This is a genomic window from Chitinophaga agrisoli, from assembly GCF_008386695.1.
GTDB lineage: Bacteria > Bacteroidota > Bacteroidia > Chitinophagales > Chitinophagaceae > Chitinophaga > Chitinophaga agrisoli.
Window position 1 is genome coordinate 1,480,190 of the sequence record NZ_VUOC01000001.1, and the last position, 15,937, is coordinate 1,496,126.

Consider the following 15,937-nt stretch of genomic DNA (forward strand, 5'->3'; position numbering starts at 1 on the left):
CTCCGCATGCGGAGGGCTTTTTTTGTTGTGTTGTATGATGGATTGATAGTGGGCTACTGTCCGTTAGACACTAATATGTAATTACCATCGGTATCCTTTTTCCAGTACAGGTTCACGGTAGGGCAGATCACTTCCAGCACAGCATCTACACTGCCCAGCTGCTCCGGATCAAAAGTGCCGTTATAACGTAGGTTGGCCATCTGTGTATCTTTAAGCGTGATATGCACATTAAAATAGTCTTGTAGTGTATTGATCACATCACGGATCTCCGTATCCTGGAAAGACAGGCGGTTCTCTTTCCACGCCATAAAATTGGGGTCTTCTATAGGTACCTGCTTCAGCGTTTGGGAGGATTGTAACACCCCTTTATCGCCGCCCTTCAGCACCAGCCGTTGCTGCTGGTTAGCACGGGTGGAGAACGCCACCTTGCCCGTTACCACCGCTACTTCTACCTGTTTATCTTCATAGTTCTTTATATCAAAGGAGGTACCCAGTACCTGCGTTTGCGTATGCCCGGCATATACTACAAACGGCTGGGATGATTGCTGTGTTACTTCAAAAAATGCTTCCCCTTCCAGGTGTACGGCCCGTTCCCGGCCTTTAAAACCCGCGGCATAGGTAAGTTTGCTTTGCTGGTTCAGATAGGCCTTGCTGCCATCCGGTAAGGTCACTGTTTTCTTTTCCCGCGCAGCGGTAAACACCGTTACATCCGGTTGGCGCAATAGCGTGAAATAAACAGTGGCCGCGCCGCCCAGCAGCACAATACCGGCGGCTATACGTAAAGCATGCCGGTAGGTATAGAATATACTGCGTGCAGGGGCCGGGGTGATATGCTGCCGGAAAGTTTCCCAATGGCGCTCCGTAGCCGGTGCATAGTCTATGTCTGCCTTGCTGGCCAGTGACCAGGTGCTTTTCAGCGCATCATAGTACGCCCGGTTGGACGCGTCTGCTGCCAGCCAGGATTGCAGTGTCTCCCTCTCTTCCGGGCTCAGGCTGTTGTCAATATCCCTGGCAATGAGCGTTTCTATATGGTCTAACTCGTAAGACATACCATCAAAATTGTGAGAGTAAAGGATATAAGGAACTGCATACCATTATCAAGATCAGGGGCAGGTATTCCTGCAGGGAAACCCTTAGTTTTTTTAGTGCTGTGATCATCTGGTTCTCGACTGTTTTTACAGATATATTAAGGGTCGTTGCTATTTCGCGGTACGTCATTTCCTCAAAACGGCTCAGGACAAAGATCTCCCTGCATTTCTCCGGCAGCCGGCTAATGGCCTGCTGGATATCTGCGGTGGTCTGCTTCAGGTGATGACGGCTCTCCGCGGTGCCGGTACTGGCCGGTAGCTGTATCACATCCTCCTCCAGCGACAGGTGTTTACCCTGGCGCTTATTTTTATCTAAGTGGTCCAATGCCATATTTATAGCTGCTCTGTGCAGGTACGCTTTAAAATACACCTCCTGTAAGGCGCCGCGGCGGTTCCATATCCGGATGAATACTTCCTGCGCAAGGTCCTCTGCGGTGGCGGTATCAAGTACCAGCCGGTAAATGGTCTTACAAACAAGGGGAAAGAAGGACTTGAACAGCGTTTCCATAAACGCTTGCTCATCGTCCTGCAAAAGTTGGTGTAACCTGGCATTATCGGGCATGACACAAAAATAGCTTTTGTTCCCGTTATGGGTGCTATTATTGACGTCAGCCATGGAAATCACCGGTATACTTTGTGTTTGCATGGTGTGACTGGTTTGGGCCGATGGCTGTTACTAATAAGACGGGAAAACGGGGAGACACCCCCAGACTGGATAAAAATAAGTTGCCGTAAAAAAAGAAGCCGGCCATACAGACGTATGGAACCGGCTTTTTGATTAACCCCTATGAAAACCAACTATTGCTCTTAGTTATTGCTGAAGACTGATCTCGCCAAGGTCAGTGGCCTTACCATCTTCTACCTTTACATCACTCAGCGTAGCATCCTTAAATGGATCCTTCGCATCAATGATCACGGTGTAGGTACCAGCCCTGGCGCCGTTAAAGGTGAATGCGCCGTCAGAAACAGCGGTCTTCAGCGTATCTGATCCCTGTATAGCCCAGGCTTCTGTAGCGCCATCCGCAGGCCTTACTTTGCCTGTGATGGAGCCTTCCACACTATCTGTGAAGGCAAACGCGCCGAAAGCTATAGCAGCGAGTGCTAACATGCTTACTTTGATCTTATTCATAGCACATACTTTTAAACGGTTCATAATACGGTATGGTAAGGGATCTTGTAAGCGGTGTATAGCGGTAAATTATTAAAGAACTATCAAGAAAAATGCAATTACCATGCCATCGCGTACCCGTTTAAATCAGTAGGTGGTATTTAACATTTTTTTAGCTATCGCATGCCCTTGTGGCTTGTTTTAGCATTTGGAGAAAAACGCGGGGTTGTTGCCATTTGTTGTGTTATAGACTTGTTAAAAAAGACCGTGGCCCGCAAACCCTGATCCATGGCCCGTATGCAACTTTAGCATCATGCGGGTAATGGACCATGGCAGCGGGCCACGGTCGTAAAATGCAGTCTTATCGGCGGTTCAGCTTGGATAATAAACGTAATATCTCCAGGTACAGCCATACCAGGGTTACCAGCAGGCCAAAAGCAGCAAACCACTCAAAGGATTTAGGCGCGCCGCCGGCGATACCCCGCTCGATCAGGTCAAAATCCAGGATCAGGTTCAGGGCAGCCACTGCCACAATTACCAGTGACAGTACAATGCCGATAGTGCTGCTGTCATGCAGGTAAGGCATTTCTATATTAAAGAAGCGCAGACCCATCGCGATCAGGTAGAATACTGCTATACCCGCGGTCGCCGTGACAATAATGGCTTTGAACCTTTGTGTAGCGCGGATCACACCAAAACGGTACAGCGCCAGCATAGCGATAAAAGTGCCAAAAGTAAGGCCTACCGCCTGCAGCACAATTCCCTCAAACTTACTGGCGTAAAGAGCGGAAATAGCGCCCAGGAATGCGCCTTCGCATAATGCGTAGGCGGGAGCCAGGTAGGGCGCCCAGTCCCTTTTGAATACGATCACCAGTGCCAGTATAAAACCACCTATGGCACCTATAGCCAGGTAGGGAACAATGTTTCCATTTTTATAAAAAACGCCCCAGGTATACGCTGCGGCCGCCATTACCATTGCCAGCAGGAAAGCCATCTTATTCACGGTGCCACGCAGGGTCATGGCGCTGCCATCCTGCACCATAGCGGCTTGCTGGAAGGTACTTTCTTTTAATACAGGGTTGTTTGACTGAAATAATGCCATATTTGATAAAATTTTACGGAATAAATGTACAAATAATTTCACCGTTTGGCGGACAAGTACCGGGCGGCGCCCGCTGTACGCCTATAAGCCTGCACCCGCCGCTTACCAGGCAATCTGGTCAATAACTTAAAGTTATCACCCATAACAAGAAGCAATCCCTGACAGCCTTTCAGATAATTAAAGTCTATCAGCTTTGTGTACTTTTGCGGAAGGGGTGACAGTTATTCCGCATATGAGTAGCTAACTACCACCGCGAAATCATAAATTTGCACACTTAAATATAAGATGGATGTCTAATACTTCGATTCAACAGATAGAAGACGTAGTGATAAAGTTTGCCGGCGATAGTGGCGACGGTATGCAGTTAACCGGCAGCCAGTTCTCCAATAATACCGCGCTGATAGGCAATGACCTGAGCACTTTCCCGGACTTCCCTGCAGAGATCCGTGCCCCCCAGGGTACCCTGCCCGGCGTGAGCGGTTTCCAGTTACACTTTTCCTCTAACCGTATATTCACCCCCGGCGATGCCTGCGACGTGCTCGTAGCCATGAACGCCGCGGCTTTAAAGGCGAACCTGAAAGGCCTCAAAAAAGGCGGTATCATCATCGCCAATACAGATGGTTTTGACGGCAAGAACCTGCGCCTGGCTAACTATCCGGAAGGCATCAACCCCCTGGAAGATGGCTCCCTGGTAGATTACCAGCTGCATACCATGGATGTGACCAAAATGACGCGCGAAGCGCTCAAGGACATTAACATGGGCATGAAAGAGAAAGACCGCGCCAAGAACATGTTTGTGCTGGGCTTCCTTTACTGGCTGTACAACCGTAACATGGAAAGCACAGAGAACTTCCTCCGCGATAAGTTTGGCAAAAAGCCAGAGATCCTGGACAGTAACCTGAAAGTGCTGCATGCCGGCTACAATTTTGGCGATACGGTAGAAGCTTCTTTCAGCACCCGTTTCCATGTAGAAAAAGCCCGTATGGAACCGGGCACCTACCGCAGCATTACCGGTAACACTGCGCTGGCATATGGCCTGATAGCGGCCTCCCAGAAGGCCAACCTGCCTATATTCCTGGGCACCTATCCCATTACGCCCGCTTCCGATATCCTGCACGAGCTGAGCCGTTATAAGAACTTTGGTATCCGCACCTTCCAGGCGGAAGACGAAATAGCCGGTATTACCTCTGCCATTGGCGCCTCTTACGGCGGCCACATGGGGATTACCACCACCTCCGGTCCGGGTATGGCCCTGAAATCTGAAGCCATGGGCCTGGCCGTGATGCTGGAAATACCCTTAATGATCATAGACATACAGCGTGGCGGCCCCTCTACCGGCCTGCCCACCAAAACAGAGCAAAGCGATCTGCTGCAGGCTTATTATGGCCGTAATGGGGAATGCCCCATGCCGGTAATATCCGCCTCTACTCCCTCTGACTGTTTTGACGCTGTGTACGAAGCTTTCCGCATCTCCGTGCGGCATATGACGCCGGTGATCTTCCTGAGCGATGGCTATATCGCCAATGGCTCTGAGCCCTGGCGTTTCCCCCAGAGCGCAGACCTTACGCCTATAGAAGTGAAGTTCAAACAAGGCCTGGCAGAAGGAGAGGAGCAGTTCCTGCCCTACCACCGCGATGAGAACCTGGTACGCCCATGGGCAGTGCCCGGTACCCCCGGCCTGGAGCACCGCATTGGCGGTCTGGAAAAACAGAACATCACCGGTAACGTAAGCTACGACCCGGAAAACCACCAGCTGATGGTGAAGATCCGCCAGGAAAAAGTAGACCGTATCGCAGACCATATTCCCCCGCAGAAAATAGAAGTAGGCCCGGAAAAAGGCAAAGTGCTGGTACTGGGCTGGGGCTCCACCTATGGCGCCATTAAAAGCGCGGTACTGGACCTGCTGGCGGAAGGACATGCCGTATCCCACGCGCATATCCGCCACCTGCGCCCCTTCCCCAAGAACCTGGGCGATATCCTGCACAGCTTTGACAAAGTATTGATCCCTGAGATCAATAACGGTCAGCTGATCAAGATCATCCGCGACCAGTTCCTGATAGACGCAGAAGGCTACCACAAGATCATGGGCGTGCCCATTACCCGTGGCGAGCTGGTGATCAAGATCAAAGAAATGCTGGGTTAAACAAAGTGATTGCTCAGTTTGTTCTTTTGCATAGTTTTGCAACCCGTTTGTATATTATGTAAATGAATGATTATGAGAATGCTTTTACCCCACCTCAGAATAGGATGGTTGGCTGTTAGCTTGGTGATCTTTGCCTCTTGCGCGTCTACCAAAAAAGTGAGCCAGCAGCAACGGTATATGAATGAACAATACCGTGAGCTGAAGGATGTACTGAATGAGGCCGATGTGACCATCATTAAGGACAGTATCAAGGTGATCTTTTCCAACGGCGTATTGTTTGAGTCCGGTTCCGATCAGCTGCGGGACGATATAAAACCCGCTTTTCAGCGTTTTGCCCAATTGCTGAACAAGTATGACAAAACAAAGATCATTATAGCCGGGCATACGGATAATACCGGCTCCGTGGAGTTTAACCGGGAACTGTCTGAAAAGCGCGCCAAAAGCGCCAAAGAGCTGCTTAGCAGCTACCAGGTGAAGGAAGACCGGATGTTTACCTGGGGTATGGCAGACCGGGACCCGCTGGCCGATAATAGTACAAAAGAAGGCCGCGCCAGGAACCGCCGGGTAGAGTTTGTGATCCTGTACAACGTAAAAGAAGGATAATTATTATTTTAAATATTTCGTGTGATCCTGCCCATTAGGGCAGGATTTTTTGTATTTTCCCTATTGTTGTTAATAGCTGTTTCTATGAATCGTTTAATCCGGCTGGGGCTTTTTACGGGCATGTTGCTGATAGCCGCTAAACAGCTTACCGCACAGACGCATACATTTGAGATACGTTTAGGCTCCCATGCCATTGGCACGGTGGAGGCCCGGCTGAATATTAATGGCGCCGCCCGGCGTACAGAGATCAAAAGCCGTATTGAAACCATGCTCAAATCCAAGATCACAGATATCTCCTGCGAATACAGCAATAATATACTGGTACAGGCCCGCTCCTACAGCAGCTCCGGTAAGAATGCGGATGATGGTAAAGCCACCGTTACCCGGCGCGATGGCGTGCATTACCTGGTAAGCCTGGAAGGACAGCAAAGTACCCTCAATGACGGGGATATACAACACTCCGTATCTGATCTCTACTTTTCAGAGCCCAAACAGGTTACCCGTATTTATTCAGAAACCCTGGGCAAATTCCTGGCCTTAAAAGCCCTGGGGAATGGCGCTTATGAGTTAAGCCTACCGGAAGGTAAAAAGAACGTATACCGCTATCAGAAAGGCGCCCTGGTGGAAGTAGAGGTGAACCATACGCTGGGTAAGGCATTTATCGTAAGAACAAGCTAACCATTCTTTAAATAAAAAATGTGCAAATGAGCAAGCGTTAGCGCCTTTTCATTTGCACATTTATATTTTACAGCGCGGATCAATTAAGCACTTTCTCCACTATCTGCCCGCTCTGCTTATCTTTCAAGATCAATTTCTTCGCGCCAAAATGCGTCATCTCCTCTTTTACCAGGTAATATTGCGCATCATATTCCGTAAGCGTTTTGGCTTTTTCTACGCCGGTCCTGCCGCGCCAGACATCCAGTTTCACCGGCTCCCATAATTTGCTTTGGGCGCTGCGGTAAGCGGCGTCCAGTACGGCATTTACCACGTAACCATCGTAAAACGTTTCGCGGGCTACCTGGCCACTTTCCATGGCGTTGAACATATCCGTGAACATGTGGTTATAACCAAGCTCATTCAGCTCATCGCCCACCGGGAACAGCCATCCGGAATTGCTTTCCGCTTTCTCGGCTACATAGTCCGCGCCTTTGCCGGTGGTAAACATATCAAAGCCGGTGCGGAGGAAGCTATTGAGCCATATAGTGCCTTCTGTGCCCATTACTTCATCGCGCAGGTCCAGCCCGCCGCGGAAGGTCCAGCTTACTTCAAACTGGCCAATGGCGCCGTTCTCATATTTTACCAGGCCAATGGCATGGTCTTCCGCATCAATGGGTTTTACCTGCGTATCTGCCCAGCACATCACCTCTACGGGTTTGATATCCTTGCCAATAAAGCTGCGTGCTATCTCTACGCAATGGCAGCCCAGGTCCAGTATGCAACCGCCGCCGGCCTGCTCCTTATCCCAGAACCATTCGCTGTGGGGGCCAGGGTGCGTTTCGCGGCTTTTGGCCCAGAGTATACGGCCTAATGCGCCATTCTTAACGCTTTCCAGCGCTTTCAGGAACTTGGGCGTGTACACCAGGTCTTCCAGGTAGCCGTTAAAAATGCCGGCCTTTTCTACGGCTTCCAGCATACGTTTGGCTTCTTCCGCATTACGGCCCAGCGGTTTGGTGCAGATCACCGCTTTTTTATGCTTGCAGCACAGGTTCACCGCTGCTTCGTGCAGGTTATTGGGCAGGGAGATACATACTACCTCTACATCCGGATGCGCAATGGAAGCTTCCATATCAATGGTCCAGTGGCCTACCTGGTAGTCTTCCGCAAATTTCTTTGCACTTTCTTCCCGGCGGGAGTAAATGCTTACGATCTTATCCCTGCTTCTTTGCCCCTGTAAGGAGTCGGCATAAAAGCGCCCGATGAATCCCGAGCCTAACATAGAAATTTTAGCCATGACGTGAATGATTTTATTGATTAGGTGGTGAATGTTTTAACGGTCTGTTTCCAACTGCGAATGTAAATTACACAAGCCTGATCAGCCAGCCTTTTCCATCGTTATATTTTTTTCCGCATGCCCTTCCTTAAACAGCAGCAGGAATAGCAGCAGTACTACAAGGGCAATACCGGCCGGTATAAGCCAGATGGTGGTCCAGTCATGGCTGCTTTCTCCCGTTTTCCAGGCGTCTACAATTGGTCCGGAAATAAGATAACCTATCAGCATACCTACGCCATAGGTGGCCAGGGTAATAAGGCCCTGCGCCGCGCTTTTGAACTGTTCGCCGGCATGTGCATCCGTATAGATCTGGCCTGTAACAAAAAAGAAATCGTAACAGATACCATGCAGCACAATACCGCCTATCAGCATCCAGTAATTAGCGCCAACATCGCCGTAGGCAAAAAAGACATAACGGATCACCCAGGCCAGCATGCCCAGCGCCAGCATCTTCTTTACGCCCAGGCGGGCAAAGAATAAAGGCATCAGCAGCATGAACAGGAACTCTGACATCTGCCCCAGCGATTGTTTGCCGGCGGCGGAAGCCATACCTACCTCATTCAGGAAAGGATTGGTGAAATTGTAATAGAACGCCAGCGGTATACAAATGGCTACAGAGGCCAGGAAAAACAGCAGGTAAGAGCGCCGTTTCAGCAGGCGCAGGGCATCCAATCCCAGGAGCCCGCCTATGGATACTTTCTGCCCTTTCTTTAAAGGCGGCGTGTTAGGCAGCGTAAAGCTCAGTAAACCTAACAGGCCGGAGGCTACGGCCGCCATCTGGAAGGTAAGCGCCAGGGTGTTCTGTTTTTCCCACGCCAGCCAGCCAATGGTAAGGCCTGCCACGATCCAGCCAATGGTGCCCCATACCCGTATGGCGGGGAACTTTTTGGCCGGGTCATCCATCTGCCGGAAAGAGATGGAGTTCACCAGCGCCAGCGTAGGCATGTACAGGATCATGTACAGCAGCAACAGCGGGTAAAACGTTTCAAAGTCTGCGGAGTGGCCGGCCAGCCATAACAGCAGGGCCCCTATTAAATGCAAAATGCCCAGTATTATCTGGGCAGGAAAAAAACGGTCTGCGATCAGCCCCACAATGAACGGCGCTATGATAGCGCCTACAGATTGGGTGAGGTAGGCTACGCCTACTTGTGTGCCGCTGGTATGCAGATTATTAAGCAAAAATGTTCCCATTGTCACGAACCATGCGCCCCAAACAAAAAATTCAAGGAACATCATGACAGAGAGCTGAAGTCTTATGCCTGATTTCATACGTGTGGGTCCTGAGTTAAAAGGTGCTTTAATGAGTTATGATGAAGTATAAGATAAGAAAAAAGATCGATGTGCTATTTATTTCCGGTATCTACGGTGTTTTCCCAGCCGGTATCTTTCAGGGCGGGGTCTGCCTCCTTCTTCAGGAAGTCTGCATGGCTGGTGGCGGCGCCGGCATTGCTTTCCAGCAGCGCCTCGTCAGCCGCTACCTGCAGCGGCACATTATAGGCGGTAGAAGTTTCGTTATACGCCGGGTTGGATTGCGAGGTATATACAGAGATCATGGACCAGCGCGGGTGTTCTGACAGGTTAGCTTCTGAGCGGTGCAGCAGGTTGCTATGGAAGAACAGGGCATCGCCGGGCTGCAGCTCGCTGTACACCAGCTCCATGGTCTGCAGGGCATTATCCACCATCACCATATCCGCGCCTACCTGCTCGCCGGCAAAGCCATGGTTCACGCGGCCCAGTTTGTGCGAGCCTTTGATCACCTGCAGGCAGCCATTCTCTTTATTGGCATGCGTGAGCGCTATCATAATGCTCACCATCTGGTCCGGGAACATGAACTGGTTCTTATACCAGTACCCATAATCCTGGTGCCATTCCCAGGCGCCGCCTACGCGGGGCTCCTTTTGCATTAGCTTGGTATGAAAATGACATACGGGGGCGTCGCTGTCCAGCAGCAGGGCGGCAGATTTTACCATCCGTTCGCTGCGTAACAGCAGGCTGTAAATATCATCACCGGGGGTAAACCATAAGGTGAGGCGGGTCTTTTTGCCTGTCTGATCATTCAGGTCCAGCGCATTTTTGCGCATGGCCTCATCTTCCAGGGCGCAGGCATATACTTTCTGTATTTCTTCCGGGCTAAAGAAGTGGCGGGCTATCACATAGCCATCACGCCGGAAATCAGCTACCTGTTGGGCGGTTAGAATGGGAGCAGGCATCACGTGGAATATTTGGTGTTACAGTAAGGTACTGAATTGCACTAGAAATTCCAAGCTCCATAAGGGTTTTGACGGTTCTTTAACAGCGGTATATTACAGCGCGGCCCGTAGCTGTTTACCGGGCATTACCGCTATGGCAGAGCCTTCCGCCAGTAGCGCAGATATTGGCTGTTGTGCCAGCGCTTCTGCAAAGGCCGGTCCGTAAAGGATCTCCGCGCTGCAGCGGTAATCATAATCAGTGATAGGATGTATGCGCCATTGGGGATGGGTAACCTGGTATTCAGATGTTTTTTGTATGCCTAGTTGTGTATAACCCCAGTAATGATCGGTGATAAAAGCAGCTTCGCTGTCTGCGGCAATGGCTTGCGGCGCTGCGGCAGCCGTGGCTTTCAGGTAATTCCATTCCGTGCCGGCCTTCCATTCATAGGCTACCTGCAGCGTAGCGGTATCCGGTGTTTGCCAGCTATGCCGCATAGGCAGGGTGGCGTATTTTTCTCCGTAAAGGCTGTTGGCTATAAAAGTGATCAGGCGTTTAGGCACCAGCTCTTTGATAAATACAACGCCGCGTTTCCATTCCGCTCCATCTTTATAACGCACATAAAAGCGTAGGTTCACCTCTTCAAAGGTCCGGTGGCCTGGAAAGGGGATGCCTTTTACCCGGGTGTCCTGGAAAAGGAAACCTACCAGGCTTATATAGTGGGTATTATTCCAGGTATCCAATTCCGTACGGTGCGGCAAATATTGTTGCAACAGGGAAGGGGAGGCTTCAAAGTTGATCATCAGCAGGTTGCGCCATTGCGCGGTAAGAAAGGGACTGGGCATAGTTTATTGTTGTTTTCTGATCACTGTCTGGTAATACTTGCATGCGGGCCGCAGGCCGCATTCGCCACATTTGGGCGTACGCGCCACGCAAATATACCGTCCATGCAAAATGATCCAGTGGTGGGCTATATGCACTTTATCCCGGGGAATGTATTGCAGCAGCTGCTGTTCTGTTTGCAGGGGTGTTTTGGCGTTGGTGGTAAGGCCTATGCGGGCAGATACGCGGAACACATGCGTGTCTACCGCCATATTGGGCTGGTGGTGCACTACGGAGGTGATCACATTAGCCGTTTTGCGGCCTACGCCGGGCAGGGTGATCAGTTCCGGCACCGTAGCGGGTATTTCGCCGTTGAAATGCTCCACTACCTGCTGGGCCATGCCTATCAGGTGTTTGGTCTTGTTATTCGGGTAGCTGATGCTTTTAATGAGCGGGAACAGCTCATCAAATGTGGCCTTGCTCAAAGCATACACATCCGGATATTGCTCAAAAATGGCCGGGGTGGTCATATTCACCCTTTTATCCGTGCATTGGGCGGAGAGGATCACCGCCACCAATAATTGGTAAGGATTATCGTAGATAAGCTCTGTTTCCGCATTGGGCGCGTGCTCCTCAAAGTATTTGAGCACAAATGCGAACCGCTCTTTTTTTGTCATAAGTGCTGGTCGTCGGTCGTATGTAAATGATCATTATCGGCCGCTAAGTTAAGTACAAACGGGTGATAACGTACTCATTTACCGGGAATCAGCCGGACATGATGCCCCGGCCGCCAACTGCAACCAATGTCATAAGTGCTGAGCCGGTCGTACATGACCATTATCGGTGTTAAGTTTAAGTACAAACGGGTGATAATGTACTCATTTATGGGTAATCAGCCGGATGTTATGATCCGGCCGCCAACGCAACCAACTATAACGGACTAGCTTTTCTTCCGGGCGTGCTCAAATATCGCCTTTAAGGTATCGGCACGGGGAGAGAACTTGATAGTGTTCAGCGCTTTTTTTGTTTGGGTATGACAAACCCTCTCTTCACGGGGAAGTTCCTGATCTTTAGACATATCCGGGTAGTTATTTTTGCTATCAGCTACAGAAGAACGTAAGACGGCAGAAAAGGATAGTGTAGAATTGCCCATGCAAAATAGTTTTAATACAAGAAATTAATTTTCAGACTTATAACGGAAAATGCGCGGAATCTATTGTTAAGTTATAGCAATTTTTTAGAAAACTGCAAGCCTATTTATCGGAAGTTGCCTCTTTTATTATAAAAAGATCCTCATTGTCTTTTTTCATCAGGTACTGCTCGCGCGCAAATTTCTCAAGCTTTTCGGGGCTGGAAAGCAGCTCCCGCTGTTCTTCCCTGGTTTTATCTATTTCCGTCCTGAAGAACTCTTTCTGGTTCTCCAGTTTATTTACCTCAGATTGGAGCTGGAATTGGGAGAGTAGGTTATTACGGTCCAGGAACATGAGCCATATAGTAAATGCCGCGGTGGCAATAAGGAACTTATTGCGCAGATATGCGGGTACTTTTATGGATCTTTTGGACACTGACACAGGTTTTGTTTAAAGATCCGGGTACTGGGATAACCCAGAACCCGGAAATATTGACCACTAATTGAAATCTGGATTATTACTTACCAAATTTAATGGAATTTTTTGGATAAAAAGCAACATTGCCCAGCGCCTCTTCGATGCGCAGCAGTTGATTGTATTTTGCCATACGATCCGTACGGGAAGCAGAACCGGTTTTGATCTGGCCGCAGTTCAGGGCTACTGCCAGGTCGGCGATGGTGGTATCTTCCGTTTCGCCGGAACGGTGGCTCATGATGGAGGTATAACCGGCTTTATGCGCCATGTTCACCGCATCGATGGTTTCTGTAACGGTACCGATCTGGTTTACTTTGATCAGGATGCTGTTGGCAATGTTCTGGTCAATACCTTGTTTCAGACGGTTTACGTTGGTTACGAACAGGTCGTCACCTACCAGCTGTACCTGGTTGCCTACTGCTTCGGTCAGTTTTTTCCAACCGGCCCAGTCATCTTCTGCCATACCATCTTCGATAGATACGATGGGGTATTTTTTGCACCAGTCAGCCCAGTAAGCCACCATTTCATCGCTGCTGATGATCTTGCCGGAGCTTTTGTAGAATTTGTAAGTTTTGTTGGCGTCATCGAACATTTCGCTGCTGGCGGCATCCAGTGCAATGCCTATCTGGGAGCCGGCTTTGTAACCAGCGGCTTCGATCGCCTGCAGTACGGTTTCGATGGCCTCGTCATTGCTCTGGATATCCGGGGCAAAACCGCCTTCGTCACCAACGTTGGTGCTATAGCCTTTCTTTTTCAATACGGATTTGAGGGTATGGAAGATCTCCACGCCCCAACGCAGGCCTTCAGAGAAGGAAGAAGCGCCTACAGGCACGATCATGAACTCCTGGTAATCGATCTTATTATCAGCATGCGCGCCACCGTTCAGGATGTTCATCAACGGGATAGGCAGGGTAGTAGCGTTTACGCCGCCCAGGTAACGGTACAGGGGCAGGTTGCTTTCTTCTGCAGCTGCTTTGGCTACGGCCATGCTCACCGCCAGGGTAGCATTAGCGCCCAGTTTAGCCTTGTTGGGGGTGCCATCCAGCTCTATCAGCATACGGTCAATGCCAGCCTGGTCGTTCACATCCCAGCCTGCCAGTTCTTCTGCTATGATCTCGTTCACGTTCTTTACCGCCTGTAATACGCCTTTACCAACGTATACGCTTTTATCGTTATCGCGGAGCTCTACAGCTTCGTGTTTGCCGGTAGAAGCGCCGGAGGGTACGGCAGCGCGGCCAAAATGTCCATCTTCCGTAGTGATATCTACTTCCACGGTAGGATTACCACGGCTATCTAAAATCTGTCTGGCATGGATCTCTGAAATGGTACTCATGATTTATTAGTTGTTTTAACGTTAGGTGACCTGAAGTACAGTTAGTTAGTTAATTGCCTGAAAATGGCTTCCAGGCTTTGCGAATTGCTTTGCAAAGAAAGGATGTTCCGGTTATTTATCAAAGCAAATTGCAGCAGGTTTTTGCGCACCCCGTCTACATCTCCGGTAAACAGCTGAAAGCTGTTGCCCTCCGCCGCCACTACGCGGCTTACCCCCTCCAGCTGCTCCAGGGCGGCCAGCTCTACCGGCTCGCCAAAGCTTACCTGTATATAACCGTTGCCCTGCTGGTGCTGCTGCAGGTTTTGCAGGCTGTCATCCGCTATGATGGCGCCTTTGTTGATGATGATCACGCGGCTGCACATGGCTTCCACTTCCTGCATAATATGGGTGCTGAGAATAACGGTCTTGTTGCTGCCCAGGTTTTTGATCACCTGGCGTATATCGGCCAGCTGGTTAGGGTCCAGGCCGGAGGTAGGCTCATCCAGGATCAGTACTTCCGGATCGTGCAGCAGGGCCTGCGCCAGCCCTACGCGCTGTTTGTACCCTTTGGAGAGGGCGCCTATCTTCTTTTTGCTTTCCGGCTCCAGGCCGGTGAGCCCAATAACGGTACGGATACGCTCAGGCGCGGTTTTGCCCAGCTGGTGTACATTGGCCACGAACGAGAGGAACTCCTTCACATACATATCAAAATACAACGGGTTGGCCTCCGGCAGGTAACCTACGCGTTTACGCACCTCCAGCGGGGAAACTGCCACGTCAAAACCGCTTACCAGGGCTTGACCGGCGCTGGGGGGCAGGTATCCCGTGATCATCTTCATGGTGGTGGATTTGCCGGCCCCGTTAGGTCCCAGGAAACCCACGATCTCTCCCTTGTTCAGCGAAAAGGAGATATTATCTACCGCCTTCTGTTCACCGTATGTCTTAGTTAGTTGTGATACCTGGATGGACATGGTTCTCTATTGCGGGCACTAAAGTAAAGAAATAAGTCCATAGTGTGTTAGAGCCGGTTTTTGATATTCTTTACCAGCTCATTACCAGATATTTAAGCGATTTTTGGCCCGGATATCCGGAAAAGTACTAATTTTACATCTGCAATAAACGCTATACCGAAAAAATGTAATCGACCGTTCTCTACCTATACCATGAGTTGTGTTTAATGACCCGACTTTGTGTCCCTGCCTATTCCCGTGTTACTTATTAATCACTTCTGGTAAGAGTTACCCAAATATCCTTTTTGGACAATACTAATACAATGCACTAATGGCAAATTTTTTGAAAAAAGCATTGGGCCTGTTCGTGGAATTTGAGCCCGGTGAATCATCCCATGCGAACAATGCAAATGACGCCCATCTCGCACAAAAATTCCCCCTTGGAAATATTAAAAATCAGCCCGCTGCTGGTGCGCGCGCTGCTGCCCCGGCTACAATGAGCCAGGCTGATCTCGACAAATTTGAAAAGCACTTTACAGACCTGCTGGAAAAGGCCAACCTGCCCGGTCCGGACTATTTCGAGTTCTGGAAGATGATGGAAACGCTGGAAGCGCACGTGCCTGATGAAAAGACACGTATGGCCGCCGTATTTGCCACCCTCAGCATCCAGGGCCTTACCAAGCCTAAACTGCTGGAAACGGCTGCGCAGTACAAACAGATCGTAGCGCAGGACCGTGCGGAGTTTGACAAAGCGGCTAATGACAAAGCGGTGCAGGAAGTACAGGGCCGCCAGATCCAGTTGGTGAACCTGGAAAAAACAGTGGCGCAGCACGCGGAAACCATCAAAAAACTAACGGAAGAGATCACAGCCGCACAAGCCCAGATGAAGGAAGTGGAAGCCGCCATCACAGAACATGAGCAAAAAATAGCATCCGGCCGCCAGAGCTACCAGCTGGCCAGCGATGCCATGATCAATAAAATAGAAACCGATCTGCAGAAGATACAAACATCCCTTTAACTATAATCCC

General features: G+C 50.1%; 17 protein-coding genes. 4 read left to right on the plus strand and 13 right to left on the minus strand.

Annotated elements, in window-relative coordinates; all coding sequences use genetic code 11:
• Positions 1–53: 53 nt before the first annotated feature.
• The 4 genes from F0L74_RS06200 to F0L74_RS06215 all read right to left on the minus strand — a co-directional run bounded on the left by F0L74_RS06200 (position 54) and on the right by F0L74_RS06215 (position 3,298).
• Complete coding sequence (locus tag F0L74_RS06200) at positions 54–1,049, minus strand: FecR family protein (RefSeq protein WP_149836933.1); 996 nt, start codon at positions 1,047–1,049, stop codon at positions 54–56.
• A gap of 4 nt (positions 1,050–1,053) precedes the next feature.
• Complete coding sequence (locus tag F0L74_RS06205; RefSeq protein ID WP_149836934.1) at positions 1,054–1,734, minus strand: RNA polymerase sigma factor; 681 nt, start codon at positions 1,732–1,734, stop codon at positions 1,054–1,056.
• A gap of 165 nt (positions 1,735–1,899) precedes the next feature.
• The gene (locus F0L74_RS06210; protein WP_149836935.1) at positions 1,900–2,217 is read right to left on the minus strand and encodes a carboxypeptidase-like regulatory domain-containing protein; all 318 of its coding nucleotides are present in this window, start codon (positions 2,215–2,217) and stop codon (positions 1,900–1,902) included.
• Positions 2,218–2,557: 340 nt separating this feature from the next.
• A complete protein-coding gene (locus F0L74_RS06215) occupies positions 2,558–3,298 on the minus strand; it encodes a Bax inhibitor-1/YccA family protein (RefSeq protein ID WP_149836936.1) in 741 nt (246 codons plus the stop codon).
• 289 nt (positions 3,299–3,587) lie between these two features.
• Here F0L74_RS06215 and F0L74_RS06220 point away from each other — a divergent pair, with 289 nt between their 5' ends.
• The 3 genes from F0L74_RS06220 to F0L74_RS06230 all read left to right on the plus strand — a co-directional run bounded on the left by F0L74_RS06220 (position 3,588) and on the right by F0L74_RS06230 (position 6,722).
• Positions 3,588–5,441: a 2-oxoacid:acceptor oxidoreductase subunit alpha gene (locus F0L74_RS06220; RefSeq protein WP_149836937.1), complete on the plus strand. Its 1,854-nt coding sequence runs from the start codon at positions 3,588–3,590 to the stop codon at positions 5,439–5,441.
• Between the two features lie 72 nt (positions 5,442–5,513).
• Positions 5,514–6,044 (plus strand): OmpA family protein, encoded by a 531-nt coding sequence (locus F0L74_RS06225; protein ID WP_188315874.1) that lies wholly within the window; start codon positions 5,514–5,516, stop codon positions 6,042–6,044.
• Between the two features lie 84 nt (positions 6,045–6,128).
• The gene (locus F0L74_RS06230) at positions 6,129–6,722 is read left to right on the plus strand and encodes a DUF6134 family protein (protein WP_149836939.1); all 594 of its coding nucleotides are present in this window, start codon (positions 6,129–6,131) and stop codon (positions 6,720–6,722) included.
• A gap of 79 nt (positions 6,723–6,801) precedes the next feature.
• Here F0L74_RS06230 and F0L74_RS06235 read toward each other — a convergent pair whose 3' ends face one another.
• The 9 genes from F0L74_RS06235 to gldA form a co-directional block, all read right to left on the minus strand.
• Positions 6,802–7,995: a Gfo/Idh/MocA family protein gene (locus tag F0L74_RS06235; RefSeq protein ID WP_149836940.1), complete on the minus strand. Its 1,194-nt coding sequence runs from the start codon at positions 7,993–7,995 to the stop codon at positions 6,802–6,804.
• Between the two features lie 81 nt (positions 7,996–8,076).
• Complete coding sequence (locus tag F0L74_RS06240) at positions 8,077–9,303, minus strand: nucleoside permease (RefSeq protein WP_149836941.1); 1,227 nt, start codon at positions 9,301–9,303, stop codon at positions 8,077–8,079.
• Positions 9,304–9,377: 74 nt separating this feature from the next.
• The gene (locus F0L74_RS06245) at positions 9,378–10,244 is read right to left on the minus strand and encodes a phytanoyl-CoA dioxygenase family protein (RefSeq protein WP_149836942.1); all 867 of its coding nucleotides are present in this window, start codon (positions 10,242–10,244) and stop codon (positions 9,378–9,380) included.
• 93 nt (positions 10,245–10,337) lie between these two features.
• On the minus strand, positions 10,338–11,066 hold the full coding sequence (locus F0L74_RS06250) for a YqjF family protein (RefSeq protein ID WP_149836943.1): 729 nt from the start codon (positions 11,064–11,066) through the stop codon (positions 10,338–10,340).
• A gap of 3 nt (positions 11,067–11,069) precedes the next feature.
• Entirely contained in the window at positions 11,070–11,720 is a 651-nt protein-coding gene (gene nth, locus F0L74_RS06255; RefSeq protein WP_149836944.1) for an endonuclease III, read from the minus strand.
• A gap of 263 nt (positions 11,721–11,983) precedes the next feature.
• Positions 11,984–12,196 (minus strand): hypothetical protein, encoded by a 213-nt coding sequence (locus F0L74_RS06260; protein ID WP_149836945.1) that lies wholly within the window; start codon positions 12,194–12,196, stop codon positions 11,984–11,986.
• Positions 12,197–12,296: 100 nt separating this feature from the next.
• A complete protein-coding gene (locus tag F0L74_RS06265) occupies positions 12,297–12,608 on the minus strand; it encodes an FtsB family cell division protein (RefSeq protein WP_246197632.1) in 312 nt (103 codons plus the stop codon).
• Between the two features lie 82 nt (positions 12,609–12,690).
• The gene (eno, locus tag F0L74_RS06270; protein WP_149836946.1) at positions 12,691–13,980 is read right to left on the minus strand and encodes a phosphopyruvate hydratase; all 1,290 of its coding nucleotides are present in this window, start codon (positions 13,978–13,980) and stop codon (positions 12,691–12,693) included.
• Positions 13,981–14,021: 41 nt separating this feature from the next.
• A complete protein-coding gene (gldA, locus tag F0L74_RS06275; protein WP_149836947.1) occupies positions 14,022–14,930 on the minus strand; it encodes a gliding motility-associated ABC transporter ATP-binding subunit GldA in 909 nt (302 codons plus the stop codon).
• 310 nt (positions 14,931–15,240) lie between these two features.
• Between gldA and F0L74_RS06280 the strand changes: the two genes are divergently transcribed.
• The gene (locus F0L74_RS06280) at positions 15,241–15,927 is read left to right on the plus strand and encodes a hypothetical protein (protein ID WP_149836948.1); all 687 of its coding nucleotides are present in this window, start codon (positions 15,241–15,243) and stop codon (positions 15,925–15,927) included.
• The last annotated feature ends 10 nt before the right edge of the window (positions 15,928–15,937 follow it).